This is a genomic window from Cognatilysobacter xinjiangensis (assembly GCF_014651995.1).
Classification (GTDB): domain Bacteria; phylum Pseudomonadota; class Gammaproteobacteria; order Xanthomonadales; family Xanthomonadaceae; genus Cognatilysobacter; species Cognatilysobacter xinjiangensis.
Window position 1 is genome coordinate 188,105 of record NZ_BMXY01000001.1, and the last position, 25,467, is coordinate 213,571.

A 25,467-nucleotide genomic window follows, 5' to 3' on the forward strand; every position below is an offset into this window, starting at 1 on the left:
CCTCGCGGGGACGTCGACGGGGTGCCGGAATTCCGTCGGCAGGCGGGCTGGAGGGCACGTCGGGCCGGTGACGGCTTTTTGTCGGAGGCGATCACGAATCGTGAGGTCCCGGTTGCCACGGAGTGAAAAGTCCGTTATCTAGGCAGTGCCGCAAGAAGCGCACCTAAACGCCTGTGGCAGGGGAGATTCGAAGTGGGCGTGATTACGAAGAGCCAGCCGGCCCTGGTCGGCGTGGATATCAGCTCGACTGCCGTGAAGCTGCTGCAGCTGTCGCGGGCCGGGAACCGGTACCGGGTCGAGCACTACGCGGTCGAGCCGTTGCCACCGAACGCGGTTGTCGAGAAGAACATCGTCGAGGTCGAGGCCGTCGGCGAGGCCATCAAGCGCGCCATGGGCCGCTCCGGCAGCCGCGCCAAGGGGGCCGCGGCCGCCGTCGCCGGCTCGGCCGTCATCACCAAGGTCATCCCGATGCCGGCGGACCTGGACGAGGACGAACTGGAGGCCCAGGTCGAACTAGAAGCGGCCAACTACGTGCCGTACCCGATCGACGAGGTGAACCTCGACTTCGAGGTCCTCGGCCCGATGCCGAACACGCCCGACACCGTGCAGGTGCTGCTGGCGGCCTCGCGCTCGGAGAACGTCGAGATCCGCGCCTCCGCGCTGGAACTCGGCGGACTGTCGGCCCGGGTGATGGACGTCGAGAGCTTCGCCATCGAGAACGCGTTCTCGCTGCTGTCCGAGCAGCTCAAGACCCCGCGCGACGGACTCGTGGCGCTCGTGGATTCGGGCGCGACGATGACCACGCTCTACGTCCTGCGAAACGGCCGCACGATCTACTCGCGCGAACAGGTCTTCGGCGGCAAGCAGCTCACCGACGAGGTGATGCGCCGCTACGGCCTGTCCTACGAGGAAGCCGGCCAGGCCAAGCGCCAGGGCGGCTTGCCCGAGGGCTACCAGACCGAAGTGCTGGAGCCGTTCAAGGAGGCGATGGTCCAGCAGATCAGCCGCCTGCTGCAGTTCTTCTACGCGGGCAGCGAATTCAATCGCGTCGACCAGCTCGTCATCGCCGGCGGCGGCGCCTCGATCAGCGGCATCGACCGCATGCTCGAGGACCAGCTCGGCGTGCCGACCATGGTCGCCAACCCGCTCGCGAACATGACGCTGGGGCCGCGCGTGCAGCCGCATGCCCTGGCCCAGGACGCGCCCTCGCTGATGATCGCCTGCGGCCTGGCGCTGAGGAGCTTCGACTGATGGCAAGGATCAACCTGCTGCCGTGGCGCGCCGAACGCCGCAAGCAGCGCCAGAAGGAATTCGGCGTGATGCTGGCCGCGACCGCGATCGGCGCCCTGGTGCTCGCGATGGGCATCAACATGTTCTACGGCGCCCAGATCGACGGCCAGAACGAGCGCAACGCGTACATCCAGGAGCAGATCGCCGAGGTCGAAAAGCAGAACGAGGAGATCAAGGCGCTCAACGAGACCAAGTCGCGCCTGCTGGCCCGCAAGGAAGTCATCGAGAAGCTGCAGGCCAGCCGCTCGCAGATGGTCCACCTGTTCGACTCGCTGGTGCGCACGATCCCCGACGGCGTCGTGCTGACTTCGATCAAGCAGGACGACCAGTCGCTGACGCTGGCCGGGCGCTCGCAGTCGAACGCACGCGTCAGCACCTACATGCGCAACCTCGAGGGCTCGGGCTGGATGACCGACCCGCAGCTCTCGATCATCGAGGCCAAGGGCGAGGACAAGGGTCTGCCGTACGAGTTCAGCCTGCAGGTCAAGCTCGCCGACCCGAACGCGCCGCGTGATACCGATGGCGACGGCGTGCCGGATTCGGTGCCCGCGCCCGAGGCTGCCGCGCCCGCCGCGACCGACGGCGCCACGCAGGCCGCCGCACCGGCTACGACGCCGGCCCCGGCCCCGGCCGCACCGGCGGCCGCCACCGCGACGACTACTCCGGGAGGCAAGTCGTGAGCCGCAAGATGGATCTCAAGAGCCTCGACTTCAACAACATCGGCTCCTGGCCGCGCCAGGCCAAGGCGGTCTTCTGCGCCATCGTCGGCCTGCTGATCGTCGTGCTGGTCTGGGTGCTTTTCGTCAGCGACAAGCGCGAGGAACTCGCGAATCTCGAGCAGACGGAAGCAACGCTGCGCGCCGACTTCGAGAAGAAGCAGGGCGAAGCCGCCAACCTCGGCCCGCTCAAGCAGCAGCTCGCGCAGATGGAGCAGCAACTGCAGCAGATGCTGCGCCAGCTGCCGAGCAAGAACGAGATGCCCGACCTGATCGTCGACATCTCGCAGACCGCTCTGGCTACGGGCATCACCAACGAGCTGTTCCAGCCGGGCGACGAGCAGCCGCGCGAGTTCTACGCGGAGAAGCCGATCGCACTGCGCATGGTCGGCTCGTACCACCAGTTCGGCGCCTTCATGAGCGGCGTCGCCTCGCTGCCGCGCGTCGTGATCATGACCATGCACGACATCTCGCTGAAGCCCAAGGGCGGCGGCGAGGGTGCGACCGCCGCGACCGTCGCCAACGGCATGCTCGAGCTGTCGGGCACGGTGAAGACGTATCGCTATCTCGACGAGGAAGAAGTCGCGAGCCAAGCGGCCCAAGCCGCGGGCCAGCCCAACGGCGCGGCCGCGAACGCCGGGAACGGAGGCTGACATGAAGACGACCACGCATACCGTGATCGCCCGGGCCCTCGTGCTCGCCGCCGCGCTCGCCGGCTGCGGCCGCGGCGTGACCAGCACGCCCGGCGAAGCACCGAACCTCGAGAAGTGGGTCGTCGACGTCAAGGCGCGACCGGCGCCGCCTCTGGAGCCGCTGCCCGTGATGCAGCAGTTCGAGACGTTCGAGTACGCGGCGCAGGGCCTGCGCGATCCCTTCAGCCGTGCGTTCACCGACGACGGTAACGGCAGCGGCCCGCGTCCGGATTCGGCGCGCCGCAAGCAGGCGCTCGAGGCCTTTCCGCTCGACAGCCTCGACATGGTCGGCACGCTCGGCCGCGGCGCAGGACTGATCGCGCTGGTGATGGCGCCGGACAAGGTCACCTACCGCGTCCGTATCGGCGATTACATGGGGCAGTCCGACGGCCGCGTGACTTCGGTGCACGACGACCGGATCGAGCTGGTGGAACTGGTGCCCGACGGGGCGGGTGGCTGGCTGGAACGGCCGGCCACGCTGGCACTCGACGACAACAAGTGATGCTGAGGGGATGAGGAAAATGATTTCGAATACTGCCCAATCCGCAAGGACGGCCCGCCCCCAGATCGGGGTGCGGCTGGCGGGACTCGCCCTCGGCATGCTGGCCGCGCTCGGCAGCGTGCAGGCCGCGCCGCCGGCGCCCGCTGCGCCGATCGCGCCCGCGCCCAGCCTCGACCCGGCCAAGCAGCTGCCGGGCACGGTCTCGGTCGCCGATATCGACTTCAAGCGCAGCGACGACGGCGCCGGTCGCCTAGTCGTCCGCTTCAGCGGCGAAGGTGCCACGCCTGACCTGCGCAAGACCGGTTCAAACGTGGTGGTCGACATCGGCAATGCCGAGCTTCCCGACAGCCTGCGCAAGACGCTCGACGTGCGCGATTTCGCCACGCCGGTGACCCGCATCGATCCGCGCAACAGCGGTGCGGGCACGCAGCTCGTGCTCGACACCAGCGGCTCGTTCGACTCGATGGCCTACCAGACCGGCCGCGACTACATCGTCGAGATCACGCCCAAGGCCGCGACCAGCTCGCGCGCCGTCGGCGGCACCGCCGACGTCCGTGCGGCAGCAGCGCAGGTCAGCGCGGCGAACGCCGCGGTGCGCTACTCGGGCAAGCCGGTGACCTTCAACTTCCAGGACGTGCCGGTGCGCACAGTCCTGCAGCTGATCGCCGAGGAATCCGGTCTCAACATCGTCGCGTCCGACACCGTGCAGGGCAACGTGACCCTGCGCCTGGTCAACGTGCCGTGGGACCAGGCGCTCGACATCGTCCTGCAGGCCAAGGGCCTCGACAAGCGCCGCAGCGGCAACGTGGTGTGGATTGCGCCGCAGGCCGAGATCGCCAAGTACGAGCAGGACAAGGAAGACGCCCGCATCGCGATCGACAACCGCACCGATCTCGTCACCGAGTACGTGCAGATCAACTATCACAACGCCGCGGCGATCTATAAGGCGCTGACCGAGGCCAAGGGCATCGGCGGCGGTGGCAGCGGCCAGAGCGGTTCCGGCAGCTCGAACACCGAGAACGACACCGGCTTCCTCTCGCCGCGTGGACGCCTCGTCGCAGACGAGCGCACCAACACGCTCATGATCAGCGACATCCCGAAGAAGGTCGGGCAGATGAAGGAGCTGATCCGCGTGATCGACCGTCCGGTCGATCAGGTGGTGATCGAGGCCCGCGTCGTGATCGCCAGCGACTCGTTCTCGCGTGAACTGGGTGCGCGCTTCGGTATCTCGGGCGTCACGCGGGACGGCAAGATCGGCTTCAATGGCAACATCGAAGACAATACGGCTACTCAGAACTCCTACAACTCCCGCTTCGACGAGAACAGGAACGGGCGCTGGGAGATTAAGCAGGGTCTGATGAGCAACCTCGCCGTCGCCAACCCGGCCGGCTCGGTGGCGCTGTCGATTCTCAATGCCGGCTATGCGCTCGATATGGAGCTGTCGGCCCTGCAGACCGAAGGCCGCGGCGAAGTGATCTCCAACCCGCGCGTTGTCACCAGTAACCAGCGCGAGGCGGTGATCACGCAGGGTCAGGAAGTCGGCTACGTGACGATCCAGCCGGCACAGGCGGGCGGCGTGCCGACCCCGAGCGTGCAGTTCAAGGACGTGCTGCTGCAGATGCGCGTGACCCCGACCATCACCAACGATGGCCGCGTGTTCCTGAACATGGCGGTCAAGAAGGACGAGGTGGCCGGCTACGTGCGCGTGCAGGACGTCGGCGACGTGCCGCAGATCAGCAAGCGCGAGGTCAACACCGCGGTGCTGGTGGAGGACGGGCAGACGGTGGTCATCGGTGGCGTCTACGAGTTCACCGAGCGCAGCGACATTTCGAAGGTGCCGTTCCTGGCCGACGTACCGTTCCTCGGCAACCTGTTCAAGAAGCGCGGCAAGACCAAGGACAAGGCCGAGCTGCTGATCTTCGTGACACCGAAGGTGCTGAAGGTCGCGCAGCGCTGATTGCTACGGACGATTCGACAAACGGGGCCTTCGGGCCCCGTTTCGTTTTTGTGGCCCGCGTCGACGGCGTGAAGACGCCGTCGGAACTCCGTGTCGCCATGCCGGTCAGAATGGGGCCATGACCGCGCAGGAACTTACGATGGAACCCGCTTCCGACCCGGCCCGGCTGCATGGCCTTTTCGCGGGCCTGCGAGCCGCGCTGCAGGCCGAGATCGTCGGGCAGGCGACGCTGGTCGAGCGGCTTCTGGTCGCGTTGCTGGCCGATGGCCATCTGCTCGTCGAGGGTGCGCCCGGACTCGCCAAGACGAGCGCCATCCGCGCGCTCGCATCGCGGCTGACCGCCGACTTCGCGCGCGTGCAGTTCACGCCCGATCTTCTGCCTGCCGACCTTACCGGGACCGAAGTGTGGCGGCCGCAGGACGGGCGCTTCGAGTTCCAGCCCGGGCCGATCTTCCACCACCTGTTGCTGGCCGACGAGATCAACCGCGCGCCGGCGAAGGTCCAGTCGGCGCTGCTGGAGGCGATGGGCGAGCGTCAGGTCACCGTGGGCCGCGCGACCTATCCGCTGCCCGCGCTCTTCTTGGTGATGGCCACGCAGAATCCGATCGAGCAGGAAGGCACGTTTCCGCTGCCCGAGGCGCAGCTGGACCGCTTCCTGATGCACGTGCGCATCGGCTACCCGGACGCGCAGGTCGAGACGGAGATCCTGCGGCTGGCGCGCGAGCGTGCGCAGGACCTGCTCGACGGCACGGCATCCGCCGACGCGCATGGACTTGAGCCTATCGCGATCGAGGACGTGTTCGCCGCGCGGCGACAGGTGCTCGCGCTGCACGTGGCGCCGGCGGTCGAGCGCTACCTCGTCGAGATCGTGCTCGCTTCGCGCGATGCGATGCGTTACGACGCCGCGCTCGCGCGGCGCATCGCATGGGGCGCAAGTCCGCGTGGATCGATCGCGCTGGAGCGATGCGCGCGCGCGCACGCCTGGCTGGCGGGTCGCGATTACGTCACGCCGGACGACGTCCGCAGCGTGGCGCCCGACGTATTGCGCCACCGGGTGCTGCCGAGCTTCGAGGCCACGGCCGAAGGCTGGGACGGCGGACGGCTGGTCGCCGAGTTGCTGGCGCGGGTGCCGCTGCCCTGAGCGCGGCCGACATGCGCGCCGATCCGCCCGCTCCCGGCGTCCTGCCCTCGATCGAGGAGCTTGTGGCACTGCGCACGTTGGCGTCGAGCCCGCGCCATCTGCGGCGTGTCCGCACGCGCGCCGCGGGCCTCGCCACTTCGCCGATGCGTGGGCGCGGCATGGAGTACGCGGAGTCGCGCGAATACGCGGTCGGCGACGATGCGCGGCATATCGACTGGCGGCTGACCGCGCGGACGGGGCGCGCGCATACCAAGGTCTTCCATGCCGAGCGCGAACGGCTGACGCTGATCGTCGCCGACACCAGCCCGGCGCTGTATTTCGGCACGCGCGTGCGCTTCAAGTCGGTACAGGCCGCGCGGGCGGGAGCAGTCGCGGCATGGCACGCGGTGGGTGAGGGCGACCGCGTCGCGATCCTGCGCGGCAGCCCGCGCGAGCCGCCGGTGCCGCCTGCCGGCGGCCCGCGCGGCGCGCTCCGCGTGATCGATGCGCTCGTGCGCTGGTACGCGGCACCGCCTTCGGATGACCGCGGCCTCGTGCTCGCACTCGATCGTGCGCAGCGCCTGATGCGACCCGGCGCGCGCCTGCTCGTGCTGGCCGATCCGTCGAGCATGGACGCTGTGCCCGCGACGCGCTGGAGCGCGCTCGCACGCCATCACGACGTCGCCGTCGTGCTGCTTCACGACCCGCTGGAAACTCAGCCGCCGGCGCTGCGACTTCCGTTCGCGGCGGCGGGCGCGCGGGTCGAGATGCCGCTGGACGACGCGGCGACGCGGCAGCGCTGGCTCGCGCGTTTCGCCGCGCCATTGCGGCAGGCGAACGAGTCGTTGCCCGCACGCGGCGTGCGCGTGATGGCGCTTTCGACGACCGAGCCGAGCGAGGCCTGCCTCGCGGTGCTCGACGGCCGTACGGCCCGGGTGGCCTGATGCAGGACGCACTGGTCCTGCGCGACGTGCATCGGCCGCCGGCGCCGCCGTGGTGGCCGCCGGCGCCGGGCTGGTGGTGGCTTGCCGCCACCGTTGTGCTGGTGGTCGTCGGCGTGCTGCTGTGGCGACGCCATCGCGCGCGCCGTCACGCCCGCACGCTCGCGCTGTTCGACTCGACCATCGCCACCGCGGACGACGCGCCGTCGCGGCTCGCGAAAGCGTCCGAACTGCTGCGCCGCGCCTCGCGCCGCGTGCACGACGACGCCGACCGCCTCGACGGCGACGCCTGGCTCGAATTCCTGGACACGCCGCGTACGCGTTTTGTCGAAGGCCCCGGGCGCTTGGTCGTCGACGGCGCGTTCCGGCGCGACGTCGCGGACGACGCCACCCAGACGGCGCTCGACCTCGCGCGCGAGCGCTTCGTCATGCTGATGGAGCGCCGTCGATGATGGCCTCGCTGCGCGACCTGTACGACATGTTGCAGTGGCCCGCCTGGTTGCTGGCGATTCCGCTGCCGTGGCTGCTTGGGCGCTTCGTTCCCGCGCCCCGTCGCGAGGGCGCGGCGCTGCGCCTGCCGATCGCCGATCGCATCCGCGAGCTGGCGCCGGCCGTCGCGACGCGCGGCACGCACGACGGCGTGGGCCTGCTCGCCGCGCTTGCGTGGATCCTACTGTGCATCGCCGCGGCCCGACCGCAACAGCTCGGGCCGCCGGTGCAGCCGCCGGTGAAGGGCCGCGACCTGATGCTCGCGCTCGATCTGTCGGGCAGCATGAACGAGCCCGACATGGAACTCGGCGGCGGCGTCGTCGACCGGCTCACCGCGGCGAAGGCGGTGCTGTCGGACTTCATCGACCGGCGTGCGGGCGATCGACTCAGCCTGCTGGTGTTCGGACGGCAGGCCCACGTGCTGACGCCGTTCACGCTCGATCGCGACAGCGTGCGCGAGCAGCTCGCAGACAGCGTGGTCGGCCTTGCGGGGCAGGAAACCGCGATCGGCGATGCGATCGGCCTCGCGGTGCGGCGCCTGCGCGACCAGCGCGAGGGCGAGCGCGTGCTGGTGCTGCTCACCGATGGCGTCAACACCGCAGGCGTGCTCGATCCGCGCAAGGCCGCGCGCATCGCCGCCGATTCCGGCGTGCGCATCCATACCGTCGCCTTCGGCGGCGAAGGCGGGCTGTCGCTGTTCGGCTTCCGCCTGCCGATGACGGCAGGCGACGATCCCATCGACGAGGCGACGCTGCGCGCGATCGCCGCGTCGACGGGCGGGCGCTCGTTCCGCGCGCGCGACACGCGCGAGCTCGCCGGCATCTATGCCGAGATCGACCGGCTCGAGCCGATTCCGCAACCCGGCCGCGCGGTGCGGCCGCGCATCGAGCGCTACGCGTGGCCGCTGGCCGCGTCGTTCGTGCTCGCGTTGCTGGCCGTTCTCGCGTGGAGGCGTCGATCGTGATCGACCTCGGCCCGCTTCATTTCCTGCGTCCCGAGTGGCTGTGGGCGCTGCTCGCGCTGCCGGTGCTGGCGCTGTGGCTGCGCCGCACGGGTGACGCCGGTGCGGACTGGCGGCGCGCGGTCGATCCGCACCTGCTGCCGTTCCTGCTCGAGCCCGGTCGTGCGTCGCGGCAGCGCTGGCTCGGGTGGCTGGCGGCGCTTGCTTACCTGATCGCGACGGTGGCGCTCGCGGGGCCCGCGTGGCGGCGCATCGAGCAGCCGCTGTGGCAGACGCGGCTGCCGATGGTGGTGGCGGTCGACCTGTCGAGCGCATCGCTCGCCACCGACGTCGCACCGAGCCGCGTCGCGCAGATGCAGGCGCGGCTGAGGCGTCTGCTGCAATCGAGTCCCGAAGGCCCGATCGGCCTCGTCGCGTTCGCGGACGATGCGTTCACCGTCGCGCCCATCACCGACGACGCTGCGAACGTCGCGCTCTTCGTCGATGCGCTGCAACCCGACGTGATGCCGGTCGACGGGCAGTCGCCGGCACGCGCGATCGAATGGTCGCGCGAGCTGATCGAGCGTGCGGGCTATCCGCGCGGTCGCATCGTGCTGGTCACCGATCGTGCCGATGCCGCCGCGCAGCAGGCCGCGGTGGAGGCGCATGCGGCGGGCCACGTGGTGTCGACGCTCGGCCTGGGCAGCAGCGACGGCGCAGCCGTGCGCATGCGCAATGGACGCGACGTGCCTGTCGCGCTGGACGAGGCCTCGTTGCGCCAGCTCGCACGCAGCGGCGGCGGCATGTACGCGCCCCTGTCGCTGGACGGCGGCGACGACGCCGTGTTCGCCGCCGTGCCCACGGGCGGCCGCGCGAACGGACGCGGCGGCCGCGGCTGGGCCGACGAAGGCTTCCGCCTGTTGCCGCCGCTGGTGCTGCTTGCGCTCGTAGTGCTGGTGCGACGCCCACGCGCGGCGGTGGCGTTGCTCGCGATCGCGCTCGTGCCGCGGCCCTCGTTCGCGGCCGATCCATGGCTTCGCCCCGACCAGCAGGCGCATCGAGCGATCGAGCGTGGCATCGAGCGCTATCGACGTGGCGACTTCGAGGCAGCCGCGGAGGAATTCGCCAAGGCCGACGGTGCGGATGCGCATTACGACCGCGGCAATGCGTTGGCGAAGGCCGGGCGCCTGCAGGAGGCGGTGTCGGCCTACGACGAGGCGCTGCGCCGCCGCCCCGGCATGCCCGATGCCGTCGCGAATCGGCAGTCCGTGCTTAATGCACTGAAGCGAAAGCTTCCCTCGGGTGGCCAGCAACAGGGCCAGAAGGGCGGGACGTCGAAGCAATCGCAGCAGCCCCGTGCGTGCAAGCCCGGCGATCCGTCCTGCCAATCACAGCCGAAGCAGCCTTCGCCGCAGTCCGATGCACCTTCGCGGAACGAGCCACAGCGCTCGCAGGCGCCGCAGCCACCCAAGCCTTCCGACCCATCCCGGCAGGCACGCGCCGACGCCGCGCAGCGCGAACGCATGGAGCGCGCCCTGCAGCAGGCAAAAGCCGCGCAGAAACCGTCGACTACGCCCGTCGATCCGCGCCAGCGCGAGCGACGCCTGTCCGATGACGCGGCGCTGCAACGCGTGCCCGACGAGCCCGGCAGCCTGCTGCGCGAGAAGTTCCGGCTCGAGCACGAGCGCCGACAACTCGGGGGGCGGCGATGACGCGGCTCGCGCGCCTTCTCGTTGCGCTCGTGCTGCTCGCCTTCACCGCGCTCGCCGGCGCGAACACGCGTGCATGGCTGGACCGCGACCGCATCGCACTCGGCGAAACCGCCACGCTCAACATCGAAACCGATGCGGGCGCCGCGCCCGACTACGGCCCGCTGGTGCGCGACTTCGACCTCAGTGCGCAGGCCAGCCGCCAGCAGGTGCAGTGGGTGAACGGACGGGTGTCGAGCAGCACGCTGCACGCCGTCGCGCTGCGACCGCGTCGCGACGGCCTGCTGCGCCTGCCGCCGTTGCGCGTCGGCGGCGATGTGACCGCGCCACTGGTGCTGCTGGTCACGCGTGCGCCGGTGCCATCGGTGGCGCCCGGCAATTCGGATGTCTTCATCGAGAGCGAGGCCGACGACCAGGACCCGTACGTCCAGCAGTCGGTCGGGTGGGTGGTCCGGCTGTATTCGGCGATCCCGCTGATCGCCGGCCAGCTCGAGCAGCCCGAGCCCGCGGGCGCCGGGCTGCAGCGTGTGGGCGACGACGTGCAGTACCGGCGCAGCGTCGGTGGCCGCACGTACGTGGTCACCGAGCGCCGTTACCTGCTGATCCCCGAGCGCAGCGGCGAGCTGGTGGTGCCGCCTGCGAAGTTCGAGGGTCGCGGCACCGGAAACGCGTTCGACCAGCTCTTCGGCGACGGCCAGACGGCGCTGCAGGCCACGGGGCGTCCGCGCGTGCTGCAGGTGCGGCCGATTCCCGCGGATGCGCCGCAGCCCTGGCTGCCGCTGCGCGGCCTGACCATGCGCTATCTCGCCACGCCCGCGCAGGCACGGGCGGGCGAGGCTGCGCACGTCGTGATCGAAGTGCAGGCGGACGGCGCGACGGCCTCGCAGCTGCCCGAGGTGCGCCTTGCGCCGGTCGACGGCGTGCAGTTGTTCCCTGAGCGCGCGCAGTCGGACGAATCGATGGTCGACGGCCGTCCGCAGGTGCGCGTGCAGCGACGGATCGCCATCGTGCCGACGCGCGACGGCCGGCTGGTGCTGCCGGGCCCGCGCATCGACTGGTGGGATAGTCGCGCCGGAGCCGCACGCACCGCGCAGTTGCCGCCGATCACCCTGCAGGTTGCACGGGGCGCGACGCCTGCGGCGCGCAGTGCCGCGCCGGCCGAGCGGCCTCGCGCGCCCGCGGCCACACGCACGCCGGTCGCGCTGTTCGTCGGCATCGCTGCCTTCGCCGTACTGCTCGTCGTCGCGGGTCTTTTCTGGCGACGGCGTACGCACGCGCAGAACGGGACGGGCAAGGCCCCACAGCTCGACGCCATTCCCGCCTACGACGCCACGGCGACGTCCTATGCGTCCACCGCGACGGGGACGGCAGCCCCCGTGCGCGGCACGCCGGCCCCCGGCGGCCCGGCAGCGCCAACCGGGCCGACGCCGGCACGCACGAATGACGCCCCGCCGAACCTGCAGCGCCTGCTCGAGTTCGGCGACCTCGCCGACATCGACGCGGCCCTGCGTCGCCTCGCCGGCGATGGCGTCATCGATCTGGACGGCGTGATCGCGCGCCTCGACGACGATGCGCAGCGCGAGGCGGTCGAACGCCTGCGCCGCGCGCGCTGGGCCGGCGACGACCCGGCCACTGCGCGCGCGCAGCTGCGTGACGCCTTCGCCCGCGGGCCGCGCTGGCGCGCACCGCCGCCGCGTCGCGAAGATCCGCTGCCGCCCCTCTATCCCGACGCCTGAGCGCGCATCGCGCGTTTGCTACCCTTCGCGATCGCTTTTCGGGGAACCGCCATGTCCGACGCCACCACCACCCACGCCGACGGGCGCCGGCGCATGCCCCTGCACTGGAAGATGGCCATCGGCTTCGGCCTCGGCCTGCTGCTCGGCCTCGTCGCGCACTACGGTGCCGGCGCCGACGCGACCTGGGTGCAGATGCTGACGAAGTACGTCACGCAGCCCGCGGGCACGCTGTTCCTCAAGCTGATCTTCATGCTCGTGCTGCCCCTGCTGTTCTCGGCGCTGGTGGTCGGCGTGGCCGAGATGGGCGACGTGCGCGCGCTCGGGCGCGTGGGCTGGAAGACGCTGGCCTATACCGTGGTGGTGTCGGCTATCGCCGTGGTGATCGGCCTGTTGTTGGTGAACTGGCTGCAGCCGGGCGCCGGCGTCGACCGCGAGGTCGCGGCGCGCATGCTCGCCGAGGGCAGCGAGCGCGCGAGCGCGATCGTCGGTAGCACCGGTACCTCGCCGACCGGCTTGGACATGCTGCTCGGCATCGTTCCCGACAACGTGATCAAGGCGGCGGCCGACAACACCATCCTCGCGGTGATGTTCTTCGCGCTGATGCTCGGCATCGGCCTGGTGCTCACCCGCAGCGAGGCCGCCGACGCGCTCAAGCGCGGCATCGAGGGCCTGTTCGACGTCTCGATGACGCTGATCGGGCTGGTGATCCGCCTCGCGCCCTACGCGGTGTTCTGCTTCATGTTCAACCTGGCGGCGCTGTTCGGCTGGGATCTTCTCGCGCGGCTCGGCGCCTACGTCGGCGTGGTGGTGCTGGCGCTCGCGCTGCACATGTTCGTGACCTATTCGCTGGCGCTGAAGTTCGTCGGCGGCTACTCGCCGGTGCGCTTCTTCCGCGCCTCGCAGGAAGCGATGGTGATGGCGTTCTCGACGGCCTCGTCCAATGCGACGCTGCCCACCGCGCTGCGCGTGGCCGAGCACCGCCTCGGCCTGCCGCCGCGCATCTCGCGCTTCGTGCTCACCGTGGGCGCGACCGCGAACCAGAACGGCACCGCGCTGTTCGAGGGCGTGACCGTGCTGTTCCTGGCGCAGTTCTTCGGCGTCGAGCTCACGCTGATGCAGCAGGCGACGGTGATGTTCGTCTGCATCCTCGGCGGCATCGGCACCGCCGGCGTACCGGCCGGCTCGCTGCCGGTCGTCGCGCTGATCTGCGCGATGGTGGGCGTCGATCCGATGGGCATCGGCCTGATCCTCGGCGTCGACCGCTTCCTCGACATGTGCCGCACCACGCTCAACGTCACCGGCGATCTCGTCGCCGCGACGGTGGTGTCGAAGGGCGAAATCGTGGAGCCGGCGGCCGCCGATACGGCCGCCTGATCGCGACGGGGCGACGTCCGGCGCGCAGGGATGGGACAATGGCGGACTCCCGCCGCCCGCTCCGGTGATCCCGGAAATCCCGACCCGATGACCACGCCGACCCGTCGCGACCTCGCCAACGCCATCCGCTTCCTCGCAATCGACGCGGTCCAGGCCGCCAATTCCGGCCATCCCGGCATGCCGATGGGCATGGCCGACATCGCGGAAGTCCTCTGGAACGATTACCTGAGCCACAACCCGAACAACCCGGGCTGGTTCAACCGCGACCGCTTTATCCTGTCGAACGGCCATGGCTCGATGCTGCAGTACGCACTGCTGCATCTCGCGGGCTACGACCTGTCGATCGACGACCTGCGCAATTTCCGCCAGCTCGAATCGAAGACGCCGGGCCACCCCGAGAACTTCATGACGCCGGGCGTCGAGACCACGACCGGCCCGCTCGGCCAGGGCTTCGCCAACGCCGTCGGCCTCGCGCTCGCCGAGAAGCTGCTCGCGCAGCGCTTCAACCGCGACGGCCACGCCATCGTCGACCACCGCACCTGGGTGTTCATGGGCGACGGCTGCCTGATGGAAGGCATCTCGCATGAGGCCGCGTCGCTGGCCGGCACGTGGGGCTTGGGCAAGCTCGTCGCGTTCTGGGACGACAACAAGATCTCGATCGACGGCAATACCGACGGCTGGTTCACCGACGACACGCCGGCGCGCTTCGAGGCCTACGGCTGGAACGTCGTGCGCGGCGTGGACGGGCACGACGCGGCATCGATCAAGGACGCGATCGAGCAGGCGCTGAAGTCGACCGACAGGCCCACGCTGGTCTGCTGCCGCACCACGATCGGTTTCGGCTCGCCGGCGAAGGCCGGCAAGGAATCCAGCCACGGCGCGCCGCTGGGCAAGGACGAGATCGTCGCCACGCGCGCCGCGCTCGGCTGGACTGGTGGCGAGTTCGAGGTGCCCGCGCCGATCGCGCAGGCCTGGCGTGCCAACGACGCCGGCCAGCTGCGCGAGGCCGAGTGGAACCGTCGTCTGCAGGCGTATGCCGCGCGCTTCCCCGAGGATGCCGCGGAGTTCGAGCGCCGCGTGCGCGGCGAGCGCCCGGCCGGCTTTGTCGAGGCCGCCGATGCCTACATCGCCAAGCTGCAGGCCGAGGGGCCGACGGTCGCTTCGCGCAAGGCCTCGCAGATGGCCATCGAGACCTTCGCGCCGCTGCTGCCCGAGCTCGTCGGCGGCAGCGCCGACCTCGCGCATTCGAACCTCACGCTGTGGAAGGGCAGCAAGTCGGTCGCCACCGACGACCCGAACGCCAACTACATCTACTTCGGCGTGCGCGAGTTCGCGATGAGCGCGATCTGCAACGGCCTGGAGCTGCACAGCGGCTTCATTCCGTACGACGCCACGTTCCTCGTCTTCAGCGACTACGCGCGCAATGCGGTGCGCATGTCAGCGCTTATGGGCGCGCACGTCATCCACGTCTACACGCATGATTCGATCGGCCTCGGCGAGGACGGCCCAACGCACCAGCCGATCGAGCACCTCGCCTCGCTGCGCTACATCCCGCATAACGACGTCTGGCGCCCGTGCGACGCCGTCGAATCGGCCGTGGCGTGGAAGCATGCGATCGTCCGTAACGACGGCCCGAGCTGCCTCGTATTCTCGCGTCAGAACCTGCCGCACCAGCATCGCACCGCGCAGCAGGTGGCGGACATCGAGCGCGGCGGCTACGTGCTGAAGGATTCGGTCGGCACCCCCGAGCTGATCCTGATCGCCACCGGCTCGGAAGTCGGCCTCGCGATGCAGGCGGCCGAGCAGCTCGGCGACACGGTGCGCGTGGTGTCGATGCCCTGCACCGGGATCTTCGACCGCCAGTCGCCGGAGTACCGCGAGTCGGTGCTGCCGAACGCGGTGCGCCGCCGCGTCGCCATCGAAGCGGCGACCGCCGACTACTGGTTCAAGTACGTCGGCCTGGACGGCGTGGTGATCGGCATGCACGGCTTCGGTGCCAGCGCGCCCGCCGAGAAGCTGTTCCCGCACTTCGGCTTCACCGTCGAGCGCGTGGTCGAGGCGGCGCGCTCGCTGCGCTGATCCGCGACCGGTGCGAAGAAGAACGGCGCCCACGTGGCGCCGTTCTTCTTCGACACCGCGGAATGCTCAGACCGTGGCGATGCGGTCGAGCAGGAACGAGGCGGGCGTCGAGCGACCGATGTGGAAGCCCTGCGCGCGGTCGCAGCCCAGCGCACGCAGCACCTCGAGCGTCTCCGCGTCCTCCACGCCCTCGGCCACGACCTGCAGGTCGAGCTGATGCCCCAGGTCGATGATCGCGCGCACCACGCGCGCGGAGCGGACGTCGTGGCGCATGTCGCCCACGAAGCTGCGGTCGATCTTCAGCTCGGTGGCGGGGAACTGCTTGAGATAGGCCAGCGACGAGTAACCGGCGCCGAAGTCGTCGATCGCGATGCCGAGGCCGGCCTCGCGCAGCGTGTGCAGCATCGAGATGCTGGCGTCCGGATCCTCCATCAGCGCGCTTTCGGTCACTTCCAGCGTCACCGCGTCGGCCGGCATGTCCCAGACCGACAGCGCGCTGGTGATCTGCTGCACGAGGTCGCGCTGGCCGAACACGCGCGGCGAGATGTTGACCGAGAAGCGCAGGCGCGTGTCCTTCGCACGGATGTGTGCGGCGTGCCGGAACGTCGCGTTGAGGCTCCATCGCGTGAGCTCGGCGATCAGCCCCGTGTCTTCGGCGAGGCGGATGAAGACGTCGGGACGGATCGGCCCGATCTCGACGTTGTTCCAGCGCGCGAGCGACTCGTAGCCGCAGACGTCGTTGCGGCGCAGGTCGAGGATGGGCTCGAAATGCGCTTCCAGGCGGTTGGTGCGCAGCGCTTCGTGCAGCCATTCGTAGGGCACCATCATCCGCTCGCTGCCGGGCGAGTACAGCGCGCAACGCTCGCTCATCCGCTTCGCGTCGCGCAGGGCGATCTCGGCGCGGCGCAGCAGCGTGGTGGCGTCAACGCCGTGCTCGGGATGGATGCTCACGCCGACGGCGACGGGCGTCATCACAGAGTGGTGCTCGAACAGCAGCGGTGTTTCGAACGCGCGGGCGACGCGGCTCGCCGCCAGCATCGCGTGGCCGTTGTTGAGCAGCGCCGGCAGCAAAGCGATGAACTCGTTCTCGGCGACCTGCACCAGTTCGTCGACCGGGCGCAGCACCTCGCGCAGGCGCGCGTGCGCCGCTTCGCCGACGGCATCGCTGGCGTCGTAACCGTGCACCAGGCGGAATTCCTGCAGCCGCTGCACGCGCACCAGCATGATGCCGAAGCGTTCGTCGCCTGCCTGCGCGATGCGCTCGCCGAGAAGTCGCGCGAGCGCGCGGCGGTTCACAGATAAAGCTCCGCGAGGTCGATGCCCGCATGGCGGTCCGGCAGCGGGCGGCGGATCTCTATTTCGGTCGATGTGTCGAGCAGGTCCAGGGTACGGAAGCTCGGCATCATCCTGCCGTCGGTGTCGGTGAGCACCAGTACACGCGGTCGCAGCCGCCGCGCGGCGTTCTGCGACATGACCGCGACGATCTCGCCGGTGTTGAGCTCGGCCAGCGAGCCGGTCGGGTACACGCCGAGGCAGCTGATGAACTGCTCGATCAGCTCGGCGTGGTAGCGCGTGTCGCGCAGGCGGTAGAGCTCCTGCAGCGCCACGTGGCGGGCCATTGCCGGCGCATGCGGGCGCGCACTGGTCATCGCGTCGAAGCTGTCGATGATGGCGGCGATGCGCACGTGCAGCGGAATATCGCGGGCGCTGCGGCGCAGCGGGTAGCCGCTGCCGTCGATGCGCTCGTGGTGGCCGGCAACGACCTCGCGCACGATCTGGCTGAACGCGCCGTCGCCCAGTGCCTGCGTGCCGAGCTCGACATGGCGGCGCACGCGCGCCATCGACATGGCGTCGAGCGGTCCGGGGTGCTGCAGCAGCGTGTCGGGTACCTGTGTCTTGCCGATGTCCATCAGCATGGCGCCGATGGCGAGCTCGACGAGGAAATCCTGCGCGAGGCCGAGATGGCGGCCGAACGCGGCCGCCAGCGTCGCGCAGTTGAGCGCGTGCGAATAGGCGTAGCCGTCGCGGCGGCGCAGCGAGTTGAGCCAGAACACGGCGTCGGCATTGCGCAGAACGCTGTCGACGATCGGGCAGGCGGCCGCATGCGCGACGTCCGGCAGGATCGGCTGGTGCCCGCGCGCTTGGTCGACCATGCCGCCGATCGTGGCAACGGCGGACTCCAGTGCGTCGCGCGCGGCAGGCAGCTCGCGCTCGAACTCGACGCGGTCCTCGTAGCGCACCGCGCCGATGCGCGTGTCGGCGCGCTCGCGGCGCGGCGCGGGCGGCTGCGGCGCGGCCGCGGTCGTCGGCGTGGCCAGCACCTGCGGACGCATGCGTCCGCCGAGCGCACTCAGCTCGACGTCGATCCACACCCGACGGCAGTAGTGCCGCAACTGGGTGATCTCGTCGAGCTCACGGACCTCGAAACCCTGCAGCGGAAACGGGGTCTCCGTCCACGGACGGTCGAGCCGGCTGACGAACATCCCCAGCCGCACCTGATCCGCTTCGATCTCGCGTTCTTCGATCTGCATGGCGCCCCTGCAGGCGTTCCTCGTGGGGACGCCAGCGGCCAAGAGTAACTCTGTGACGGCCGTCCGCAAAAAAGGCTTCCGCGTTAGTCGCCCAACGCCGCGTTCAGTACCTGCGCGAGGTGGGCGCCGGCGCGGCGCATCTGCTCGTCGATCACCGGCGTCCAGGTGCGGGCGTAGCCCGCGTCGAGACGCGCGCCGTCGGGGTAGAGGCCCGGACGCTCGGTGATGGCGCAGGACAGGTCGGCCCATTCGCCGGCGCGTGGCGGCAGCGCCGGGCGGTCGACCGCGACGGCGAGCGGCAGGCTGCGCAGGTGCTGCAGGTACGCGGCCTCGTCGCGGCCGGTCAGTTCGATCAGCCCGCTGTCCCACGTGCTGTGCAGGTTGGTGCCCCGCTCGCCGCCCGCGGCCGTCGGCAGGCGCACCTGCACCAGGTTGCCGCCCTTGTCGGGGCGGTTGCCGGCATGCAGAGGCTGGTGGATGTCGCCGATGAAGTGCACGACGAACTTCAGCGCCATGCGCCGCGCATCCTGCGACTGGCTGCGGTCGGCCAGGATCGCGGTCTGCTTCTCGATGGCGCCGACGACGCAGTTGTCGCCCTTGCAGTCGGTCGCCGCGTCGTAGCTGCAGTCGGGCGAATGGATGGTGACGTAATGCCAGGGCGCGCTGCGCTTGCCGAGTGCGGGATCCTTTGCACGCAGTTCGTCGGCCCAGGGCGCGATGGATGCGAGCGTGGCGCCCGGCTCGGCGGCGAGCAGCGCATCGACCTGCGCGCGCGTCTTCGGGGTGAGTTCGTCCTGCGCGAGGTCGGCGACGAGACGGTGGCCAAGGCGTCCCCAAGCGAAAGCCGGGGACGCGATGGCGAGCAGCAGCGCTGCGGCGATGAGGCGACGGTTCATCGCGCGATCTTAAGCGGCTACGCGCGACTTCCCGCTTAACGTCAGAACGCGTGGATGTAGGAGACGCCGTAGGCGATCGGGTCGATGTTCGCCGTGCCCATGCGGGCACCGTTGACCCTTACGTCGGTGTCGATGTCCATCCAGCGCGCGTCGACGCGCAGCGCACCGCGCGTTCCGATCCGGAAGTCCACGCCCGCGTGCACGGCGGCGCCCCAGGAATCCCCGAGCTCCAGGCGCGTGCCGGCCAGCGCGCCGGTCGTGTCTTCCTGGAAGAACGTCGTGTAGTTCAGGCCGACGCCGAGCAGCGGCGACACCTTGCCACCGTTGTTGAAGTGGTACTGCAGGGACACCGTCGGCGGCAGGTGCTTGGTGCTGCCGACGCGACCGACGCCCTTGACCGAAATATCGTGCTCGAAGGGCAGTGCGGCCAGCACCTCGATGCCGAGGCCGTCGCGCAGGAAGTATTCGCCGGTGATCGTCGGGCGCACGTCCGAGCCGATGTCCAGCGGAAGCGTGCCGCCCGCCAGCGCGCCGTTGTTCGACTTGGGCTCGACGTTGTGCACGCCGACGCCGAGGGTGAAGTCGCCGCGGGACTGCGCGAGGGCCGGCGCGGCCGAGGCGACGAGGGCGAGCGCGAGCACGGAAAGGCCGAGGTACGTCTTCATGGGTAGGACCTGTGGTTGGGGTGCGAGAAGTCTCCTCCCGCGATCCAAACGCGCGTTTGATCATTCTCAAAGCAGCGGGCGCGAAGCCGTGGCAGGGCGCGATTGCTAGAATGCGCGTCGATTCCGGCCCGGGCCGGACCCCACGCAGGAGCTTTCCATGACGATCAAGGTAGGCATCAACGGCTTCGGCCGCATCGGCCGTAACGTGCTTCGCTCGGCCGTGCAGAACTTCGGCGACGACATCCAGATCGTCGGCATCAACGACCTGCTCGAGCCCGACTACCTCGCCTACATGCTGCGCTACGACTCCGTGCACGGCCGCTTCCAGGGCGACGTGTCGGTGGAAGACGGTGCGCTGGTCGTCAACGGCAAGAAGATCCGCCTGACCCAGGAGCGTGACCCGGCCAACCTCAAGTGGGACGAGGTGGGCGCCGACGTCGTCATCGAATCGACCGGCCTGTTCCTCGACAAGGCCAGCGCGGGCAAGCACCTCGAGGCCGGCGCGAAGAAGGTCATCATCTCGGCGCCGTCGAAGGACGATACGCCGATGTTCGTCTACGGCGTGAACCACGCGAAGTACGCCGGCGAGCAGATCATCTCGAACGCCTCGTGCACCACGAACTGTCTCGCGCCGCTCGCGAAGGTGCTCAACGACAAGTGGGGCATCAAGCGCGGCCTGATGACCACCGTGCACGCGGCGACGGCGACGCAGAAGACGGTCGATGGCCCGTCCAACAAGGATTGGCGTGGTGGCCGCGGCATCCTCGAGAACATCATCCCGTCGAGCACGGGCGCGGCGAAGGCCGTGGGCGTGGTGATCCCGGAGCTCAACAAGAAGCTCACCGGCATGAGTTTCCGCGTACCGACGTCGGACGTCTCGGTGGTGGACCTCACCGTCGAGCTCAACAACGCGGCCTCGTACGAGGAGATCTGCGCGGAAATGAAGGCGCAGTCGGAAGGCGCGCTCAAGGGCGTTCTGGGTTTCACCACCGACAAGGTCGTGGCCACCGACTTCCGCGGCGACGCGCGCACGTCGATCTTCGATGCCGAAGCCGGCATCGCGCTCGACCCGACCTTCGTCAAACTGGTCGCGTGGTACGACAACGAGTGGGGCTACTCGAACAAGTGCCTCGAAATGGCGCGCGTCGTGGCGCGCTGACCGCTAACGCGGCCTTCCTCGAACCCCGCCTCATGGCGGGGTTCGTCGTTTGCGTCGTCGGACATTTCCTACATCCGCCTGGCGGATGTTCCGGCTTGTCGACGATGGCGGCGCTGGCGATACTGCCGTCGCGCAACCGCGCACGGGGATTACGAGGAGAATCCATGTCACGCAAGACGATCGCCGCCTGCATGGTGGCACTGATGGCCCTTTCCGCCGCTGCCACGGCCGAGGCGAAGAAGAAGGATTCCGACGAGCCGCCGAGCCGCGAGGTCACCGGTCGCAAGGGCGTCGAAGGCGAGATCGTCGGCAACGAGATCCCGGGCAGCCCGTTCACCAAGCTCGAGATCGGCATGTCGCAAAAGCAGGTCACCGACATCCTGGGCTCGAAAGTGCAGGATGACGCGGAGTGCGGCCAGTACTTCACCGGTAAGTCGTTCATTCCCTTCCACTTCGGTGGCGACAAGGTTCGCCAGGAATGCGCGTACAAGGGCCTCGGGCGCCTGGTCTTCACCAACCAGTCCGACTTCGACGGCAAGGCGGTGCTGATCAAGATCGAGTACGACGCGAGCGAAGACGGCTACCGCGACGACTGATCCGAAAGGACATGCAGGAAAAGCCCCGCATCCGCGGGGCTTTTTCGTTCGGGGCTACGTGCTACGTTGCCGGCGCGGCCGGGGAGGCGGAGGGGACGATGGAAAACCTGTTGGTGCTCGCGGTACTCGCGGTGCTCGGTATCCCGGTGCTGCTGGTCGTGCTGCTGGCCTGGACGGTCGGCCTGCGGCGCCGCGTCGCAAACCTCGAAGGCGAAGTGGCCTGGCTGCGCGGCCGCGCGGCCGGCGCTGCAACGCCGCAGGCGGCTGCGCCTGCGCCGAGCGGGACGCAGGCGCAGCCGCTCGACGATGCGCCTACGCTGGCGGAGCTGCTGCGGCAGTCGACGCCCGGGCAGGCGCCGCCCATCCAGAGGCCGGCACCTCCTGCGCCCGATCCCGCGCTGCAGGAGCGCAGCGCCACGCCGCCGCCGTTGCCGCCGCGCGCTGCGGCACCTGTGCAGCCCGCGCCGCGGCCGTACGAATCGCCGCGGTACGAATCGCCCCGTTACGAACCCGCCGATGCGGTCGGCTCGCGCTTCGACGATCTCGTCGACACCGTGCGTCGCTGGTTCACCGAGGGCAACGTGCCGGTGAAGGTCGGCGTGCTGGTGCTGTTCGCGGGTGTCGCCGCACTGCTCAAGTACGCGGTCGATCAGGGCAAGTTGAACCTGCCGGTCGAACTGCGCCTCGCCGGTATCGCACTCGCGGCGATCGCCGCGCTGGGCTTCGGCTGGCGCCAGCGCGAATCGCGGCGTGCGTTCGGTCTGGCAGTGCAGGGCGGCGCGATTGGCGTGCTGCTGCTTGTCACCTTCGCGGCATTCAAGCTCTACCACTTCATTCCTGCGGGTGCCGCATTCGGCATCAGCGTCGCGCTGGTCGCGGGCCTGGGCGTGCTCGCGGTGCGGCAGGAGGCGCTGGCGCTGGCGGTACTCGGCGTGCTCGCGGGTTTCCTCGCGCCGATCTGGCTGTCGACCGGGCAGGGCAATCACGTCGCGCTGTTCGGCTACTACGCGGTGCTCAACACGGGCATCGTGGCGATCGCCTGGCGCCGCCCGTGGCGACTGCTCAACCTGCTGGGCTTCGCCTTCACCTTCGGCATCGGCACGCTGTGGGGCGCGCTCAGCTATCGCCCCGAGGACTTTGGCAGCACGGAGCCGTTCCTCGTGCTGTTCTTCGCGATGTACGTCGCGATCCCGATCCTCTATGCCGCCGCCAAGGGACCGGCGCAGCGACGCATCTTCGACGGCAGCCTGATCTTCGGCACGCCGCTGGTGGCGTTCGCGCTGCAGGCCGCGATGCTGCGGGGCGACCGCATGGCGCTCGCGTTCTGCGCGCTCGGCGTGGGGGCGCTGTATGCGGTGCTCGCCGCGATGCTGCGTCGGCGCGAGACCTTCGCCGCGCTGGTCGCGCCATACGCGGTGCTCGCCGTCGGTTTCGCCACGCTCGCGGTCCCGCTCGCCCTGTCGGCGCGTGCGACCGCCGCGATCTTCGCGCTCGAAGGCGCCGGGCTGGTCTGGCTGGGCCTGCGGCAGTCCCGTGGGCTGGCGCAGCTCGCGGGCGTCGCCTTGCAGGCTGCCGCGCTGGCGGCATTCGCCCTCGGCATGGAGCGCGCGGTCGATCCGATGCCGGTATTCAACGGCAGTTTCATGACCGCGCTGCTCATTGCGATCGGCGGTTTCGCGACCGCGGTGGCCGGTCGTGCTCATCAGGACGACCGCATCGCCTTGGGCGGTTACCTGTGGGGCCTCGCCTGGTGGGTCGGTGCGGGCGTCTGGGAGATCGAGCGCAGCGTGGCGCCGCACCAGGTAGTCGACGCGCTGATGCTTTTCGCGCTGGGCACCGGCCTGCTTGCCGCGGAGGCCGCTCGACGGGGCCGCGCCGGGGCACTGCACGCCACCGCGGCCGTCGCGCTGCTGTTGCCGATCGCTTTCGCGGTCGCGCAGGCCGGCGAGCGTGGCCAGCCGCTGGCGGGGCTCGGCGCCGTGGCCTGGGTGCTGGACCTCGTCGTCGGCTGGCGTGTGCTGACCGTGCTGCGCGACGCGGACTCGCGCCTGCGTGGCTGGACGCATGTCGGCTGGCTGGCGTCGATCGCGCTCGTGCTGTCGTTCTCGCTGCCCCGGCTTGCGCAACAGGCGGGCCTCGGCGAGGCCTGGCGGTTCGCCGCGGCAGCCTTGCCGTGGCTCGCGCTTTCGGCGACGTCGTGGCTGCGCCCGGCGCGCATCGCGGCGCCGTTCGGCGAGGACTTCGTGCGGTGGCGCGGCAACCTCCGCGCCGTCGCGTCGATCGCCTTCGCTGGTTTCTTCGTGGTCGGCCTGGGCAGCGAAGGCCGCATGTCGCCGCTGCCGTACGTGCCGCTGCTCGATCCGGTGGAGCTGGTGCAACTCGGCGCGTTGCTGCTCGCGCTGCGCGTTTCCGCGGAGGCGGCGTCGCTGCGCCTGCCGCTGGCGGGCGCGGCCTTCGTGCTCGCCACGTCGATCGTGTTGCGCGCGACGCATCACTGGGGCGGCGTGCCGTGGTCGCCGTCGATGTTCTCGACCGGCCTGGTTCAGACCTCGCTCACCGTTCTCTGGAGCGTGATCGGCATGGCCGCGTGGGTGGCGGGATCGCGCCGCCAGCGACGCGCGCTCTGGACGATCGGCGCGGTGCTGATGGGCGTGGTGCTCGCCAAGCTGGTGCTCGTCGACCGCCAGTACCTCGGCAACCTGCTCGGCATCGGCTCGTTCATCGCCTTCGGGCTGCTGTGCACGGCGGTCGGCTATTTCGCGCCGGTGCCGCCGCGCGACGAGGAGGCCGCCGCATGAGGCGCATGGTGTTCGTCCTGTTGGCATCGCTGTGCGGCATCGCCGCCGCGAGCGCCGATTACGCGCGGCAATGGCCGATCGACACCGATGCACGCGCCGCCTCGCACGCCGTCGAGCTGACGCCCGAGGTTTATGCGAGCGTGCAGCACGCCGACCTGCGCGATCTCGACGTGCTCGATGCCGACGGCCGCCCCGTACCCGCAGGCATCGTGCGTCCGCCATCGTCGTCGAGCGAGCGCCGCCGCGCGCTTCCCTGGTTCCGGATGCCGGCGACGACCCGTCGAACCGACTGGCAGCTCATGGCCGAAGTGGACGCCGACGGGCATCTGCGCGTCGAACGCCTGCCGTCGCAGACCGCGCAGCCGGCGACGACGCTCCTGCTCGACGCGACCGCGCTCGACCGGCGCCCGCATGCGCTCGAACTCGACTGGCGCACCGACACGGGCTTCGACGCCGGCTACCGCATCGAGGGCAGCGACGACTTCGAGCACTGGTACGGCCTGGGCCGCGGCCGGCTGGTCGACATTCGCGAGAAGGGGCGCGCGCTGCAGCTGCGAAGGCTGACGATCGAAGGCGGCGGCAAGCCGCCGCGCTTCCTGCGCCTCGTGCCCGACGACCCGACGCAGGCGCTGCCGGACATCATTTCGGTGGAGGCGATCTCGACCGACACGCGCATGGCGCCGCGCTGGCTCACGCTGCCACCGCGCGCGGATGGCGACGGCACCTACGAATTCCGCCTCGACGGCCGCTACCCCGTGCGCTGGATCGACCTCGACACCGGCGGCAACGATGCGCGCAGCTGGCGCCTGCAGAGCCGCGATACGCCGCAGGCGCACTGGGTCGACAGGATTTCGCACTGGGTCGTCTATCGGGTCGGCACGGGCCGCTCGCCCGCACGCGTGCTCGACACCCCCGTGCGCGACCGCTACTGGCGGCTGGTGCCCGAGGGCGAGGGCGACGCGCCGTCGCTGCGGCTCGGCTACGTGCCCGAGCGCCTCGTGTTCGTCGCCGGCGGGCGCGCGCCCTACACGCTGGTGGCCGGCAGCCTGCGCGTGCAGCGGGAGCCGCGCCCGGTGCAGGCGGCGATCGACGCGGCCGGCCCGCCCGCGATTGCGCAGCTTGGCGCCTCCGGCGCGCGGGCCGGCGAGGCCGCGCTGTCGCCGGCCCGCGACTGGAAGACCTGGGGCCTGTGGGCCGTGCTGGCGCTCGGTGTGCTGGCCGTTGGGGGCTTCGCCTTGCGTGTGCTGCGCGAGCCCGCGCGCCCCGTCGACTGACGG

The 25,467-nt window shown here is 70.2% G+C and carries 21 protein-coding genes; 17 read left to right on the forward strand and 4 right to left on the reverse strand.

The annotated features are described in order from the left end of the window. Nucleotides 1-192: 192 nt before the first annotated feature. The 13 genes from IE066_RS00850 (at nt 193) to tkt (ending at nt 15,545) form a co-directional block, all read left to right on the forward strand. A complete protein-coding gene (locus tag IE066_RS00850) occupies nt 193-1,251 on the forward strand; it encodes a pilus assembly protein PilM (protein ID WP_189446445.1) in 1,059 nt (352 codons plus the stop codon). Continuing rightward, entirely contained in the window at nt 1,251-1,970 is a 720-nt protein-coding gene (locus IE066_RS00855; RefSeq protein ID WP_189446446.1) for a PilN domain-containing protein, read from the forward strand. The genes IE066_RS00850 and IE066_RS00855 overlap by 1 nt, the downstream gene beginning before the upstream one ends. After that, nucleotides 1,967-2,659 carry a type IV pilus inner membrane component PilO gene (locus IE066_RS00860; RefSeq protein WP_189446447.1) on the forward strand — a complete coding sequence of 231 codons (693 nt, stop codon included), beginning with the start codon at nt 1,967-1,969 and terminating at the stop codon, nt 2,657-2,659. Before IE066_RS00855 ends, IE066_RS00860 begins: the two co-directional genes overlap by 4 nt. A gap of 1 nt (nt 2,660) precedes the next feature. Beyond that, nucleotides 2,661-3,200 carry a pilus assembly protein PilP gene (locus IE066_RS00865; RefSeq protein ID WP_189446448.1) on the forward strand — a complete coding sequence of 180 codons (540 nt, stop codon included), beginning with the start codon at nt 2,661-2,663 and terminating at the stop codon, nt 3,198-3,200. Between the two features lie 19 nt (nt 3,201-3,219). Continuing rightward, nucleotides 3,220-5,157: a type IV pilus secretin PilQ gene (locus IE066_RS00870; RefSeq protein ID WP_425488873.1), complete on the forward strand. Its 1,938-nt coding sequence runs from the start codon at nt 3,220-3,222 to the stop codon at nt 5,155-5,157. Nucleotides 5,158-5,296: 139 nt separating this feature from the next. Then, nucleotides 5,297-6,298 carry an AAA family ATPase gene (locus tag IE066_RS00875; protein ID WP_229790613.1) on the forward strand — a complete coding sequence of 334 codons (1,002 nt, stop codon included), beginning with the start codon at nt 5,297-5,299 and terminating at the stop codon, nt 6,296-6,298. A gap of 11 nt (nt 6,299-6,309) precedes the next feature. Then, on the forward strand, nt 6,310-7,221 hold the full coding sequence (locus IE066_RS00880) for a DUF58 domain-containing protein (RefSeq protein ID WP_189446450.1): 912 nt from the start codon (nt 6,310-6,312) through the stop codon (nt 7,219-7,221). Continuing rightward, nucleotides 7,221-7,670, forward strand: a complete 450-nt coding sequence (locus IE066_RS00885; RefSeq protein WP_425488874.1) for a DUF4381 family protein — start codon at nt 7,221-7,223, stop codon at nt 7,668-7,670. Before IE066_RS00880 ends, IE066_RS00885 begins: the two co-directional genes overlap by 1 nt. Next, the gene (locus IE066_RS00890; RefSeq protein ID WP_189446451.1) at nt 7,667-8,671 is read left to right on the forward strand and encodes a vWA domain-containing protein; all 1,005 of its coding nucleotides are present in this window, start codon (nt 7,667-7,669) and stop codon (nt 8,669-8,671) included. The genes IE066_RS00885 and IE066_RS00890 overlap by 4 nt, the downstream gene beginning before the upstream one ends. After that, nucleotides 8,653-10,359 (forward strand): VWA domain-containing protein, encoded by a 1,707-nt coding sequence (locus tag IE066_RS00895; protein ID WP_189446452.1) that lies wholly within the window; start codon nt 8,653-8,655, stop codon nt 10,357-10,359. The genes IE066_RS00890 and IE066_RS00895 overlap by 19 nt, the downstream gene beginning before the upstream one ends. Then, nucleotides 10,356-12,092 (forward strand): BatD family protein, encoded by a 1,737-nt coding sequence (locus IE066_RS00900; protein ID WP_189446453.1) that lies wholly within the window; start codon nt 10,356-10,358, stop codon nt 12,090-12,092. The genes IE066_RS00895 and IE066_RS00900 overlap by 4 nt, the downstream gene beginning before the upstream one ends. Nucleotides 12,093-12,143: 51 nt before the next feature. After that, nucleotides 12,144-13,466 carry a dicarboxylate/amino acid:cation symporter gene (locus IE066_RS00905; protein WP_229790614.1) on the forward strand — a complete coding sequence of 441 codons (1,323 nt, stop codon included), beginning with the start codon at nt 12,144-12,146 and terminating at the stop codon, nt 13,464-13,466. A gap of 87 nt (nt 13,467-13,553) precedes the next feature. Continuing rightward, nucleotides 13,554-15,545, forward strand: coding sequence for a transketolase (gene tkt, locus IE066_RS00910; RefSeq protein ID WP_189446454.1), 1,992 nt, complete (start codon nt 13,554-13,556; stop codon nt 15,543-15,545). Between the two features lie 66 nt (nt 15,546-15,611). Here the strand turns inward: tkt and IE066_RS00915 are convergent, their stop codons facing one another. From IE066_RS00915 to IE066_RS00930, 4 genes are all read right to left on the reverse strand, one after another. After that, on the reverse strand, nt 15,612-16,841 hold the full coding sequence (locus IE066_RS00915) for a putative bifunctional diguanylate cyclase/phosphodiesterase (RefSeq protein WP_189446455.1): 1,230 nt from the start codon (nt 16,839-16,841) through the stop codon (nt 15,612-15,614). Further along, nucleotides 16,838-18,076 (reverse strand): HD-GYP domain-containing protein, encoded by a 1,239-nt coding sequence (locus tag IE066_RS00920; RefSeq protein ID WP_189446456.1) that lies wholly within the window; start codon nt 18,074-18,076, stop codon nt 16,838-16,840. Before IE066_RS00920 ends, IE066_RS00915 begins: the two co-directional genes overlap by 4 nt. 83 nt (nt 18,077-18,159) lie before the next feature. Then, nucleotides 18,160-18,972 (reverse strand): S1/P1 nuclease, encoded by an 813-nt coding sequence (locus IE066_RS00925; protein WP_189446457.1) that lies wholly within the window; start codon nt 18,970-18,972, stop codon nt 18,160-18,162. A gap of 41 nt (nt 18,973-19,013) precedes the next feature. Next, nucleotides 19,014-19,637, reverse strand: a complete 624-nt coding sequence (locus IE066_RS00930) for an OmpW/AlkL family protein (RefSeq protein WP_189446458.1) — start codon at nt 19,635-19,637, stop codon at nt 19,014-19,016. Nucleotides 19,638-19,794: 157 nt separating this feature from the next. Between IE066_RS00930 and gap the strand changes: the two genes are divergently transcribed. The 4 genes from gap to IE066_RS00950 all read left to right on the forward strand — a co-directional run bounded on the left by gap (nt 19,795) and on the right by IE066_RS00950 (nt 25,464). Beyond that, nucleotides 19,795-20,796, forward strand: coding sequence for a type I glyceraldehyde-3-phosphate dehydrogenase (gap, locus tag IE066_RS00935; RefSeq protein ID WP_189446459.1), 1,002 nt, complete (start codon nt 19,795-19,797; stop codon nt 20,794-20,796). Nucleotides 20,797-20,960: 164 nt separating this feature from the next. Continuing rightward, entirely contained in the window at nt 20,961-21,392 is a 432-nt protein-coding gene (locus IE066_RS00940; protein ID WP_189446460.1) for a hypothetical protein, read from the forward strand. A gap of 98 nt (nt 21,393-21,490) precedes the next feature. Next, on the forward strand, nt 21,491-24,190 hold the full coding sequence (locus IE066_RS00945; RefSeq protein ID WP_189446461.1) for a DUF2339 domain-containing protein: 2,700 nt from the start codon (nt 21,491-21,493) through the stop codon (nt 24,188-24,190). Next, on the forward strand, nt 24,187-25,464 hold the full coding sequence (locus tag IE066_RS00950; protein WP_189446462.1) for a DUF3999 family protein: 1,278 nt from the start codon (nt 24,187-24,189) through the stop codon (nt 25,462-25,464). Before IE066_RS00945 ends, IE066_RS00950 begins: the two co-directional genes overlap by 4 nt. Nucleotides 25,465-25,467 lie beyond the last annotated feature (3 nt).

What these genes read in the sequence shown, in the direction of transcription:
- IE066_RS00855 (WP_189446446.1), top strand. Translation starts at nt 1,251, where the DNA reads ATGGCAAGGATCAACCTGCTGCCGTGGCGCGCCGAACGCCGCAAGCAG.
- IE066_RS00905 (WP_229790614.1), top strand. Translation starts at nt 12,144, where the DNA reads ATGTCCGACGCCACCACCACCCACGCCGACGGGCGCCGGCGCATGCCC.
- IE066_RS00950 (WP_189446462.1), top strand. Translation starts at nt 24,187, where the DNA reads ATGAGGCGCATGGTGTTCGTCCTGTTGGCATCGCTGTGCGGCATCGCC.
- IE066_RS00930 (WP_189446458.1), bottom strand. Translation starts at nt 19,637, where the DNA reads ATGAAGACGTACCTCGGCCTTTCCGTGCTCGCGCTCGCCCTCGTCGCC.
- IE066_RS00945 (WP_189446461.1), top strand. Translation starts at nt 21,491, where the DNA reads ATGGAAAACCTGTTGGTGCTCGCGGTACTCGCGGTGCTCGGTATCCCG.
- IE066_RS00880 (WP_189446450.1), top strand. Translation starts at nt 6,310, where the DNA reads ATGCGCGCCGATCCGCCCGCTCCCGGCGTCCTGCCCTCGATCGAGGAG.
- IE066_RS00870 (WP_425488873.1), top strand. Translation starts at nt 3,220, where the DNA reads ATGATTTCGAATACTGCCCAATCCGCAAGGACGGCCCGCCCCCAGATC.
- IE066_RS00900 (WP_189446453.1), top strand. Translation starts at nt 10,356, where the DNA reads ATGACGCGGCTCGCGCGCCTTCTCGTTGCGCTCGTGCTGCTCGCCTTC.
- IE066_RS00865 (WP_189446448.1), top strand. Translation starts at nt 2,661, where the DNA reads ATGAAGACGACCACGCATACCGTGATCGCCCGGGCCCTCGTGCTCGCC.
- IE066_RS00890 (WP_189446451.1), top strand. Translation starts at nt 7,667, where the DNA reads ATGATGGCCTCGCTGCGCGACCTGTACGACATGTTGCAGTGGCCCGCC.
- gap (WP_189446459.1), top strand. Translation starts at nt 19,795, where the DNA reads ATGACGATCAAGGTAGGCATCAACGGCTTCGGCCGCATCGGCCGTAAC.
- IE066_RS00940 (WP_189446460.1), top strand. Translation starts at nt 20,961, where the DNA reads ATGTCACGCAAGACGATCGCCGCCTGCATGGTGGCACTGATGGCCCTT.
- IE066_RS00920 (WP_189446456.1), bottom strand. Translation starts at nt 18,076, where the DNA reads ATGCAGATCGAAGAACGCGAGATCGAAGCGGATCAGGTGCGGCTGGGG.
- IE066_RS00875 (WP_229790613.1), top strand. Translation starts at nt 5,297, where the DNA reads ATGGAACCCGCTTCCGACCCGGCCCGGCTGCATGGCCTTTTCGCGGGC.
- IE066_RS00885 (WP_425488874.1), top strand. Translation starts at nt 7,221, where the DNA reads ATGCAGGACGCACTGGTCCTGCGCGACGTGCATCGGCCGCCGGCGCCG.
- IE066_RS00925 (WP_189446457.1), bottom strand. Translation starts at nt 18,972, where the DNA reads ATGAACCGTCGCCTCATCGCCGCAGCGCTGCTGCTCGCCATCGCGTCC.
- tkt (WP_189446454.1), top strand. Translation starts at nt 13,554, where the DNA reads ATGACCACGCCGACCCGTCGCGACCTCGCCAACGCCATCCGCTTCCTC.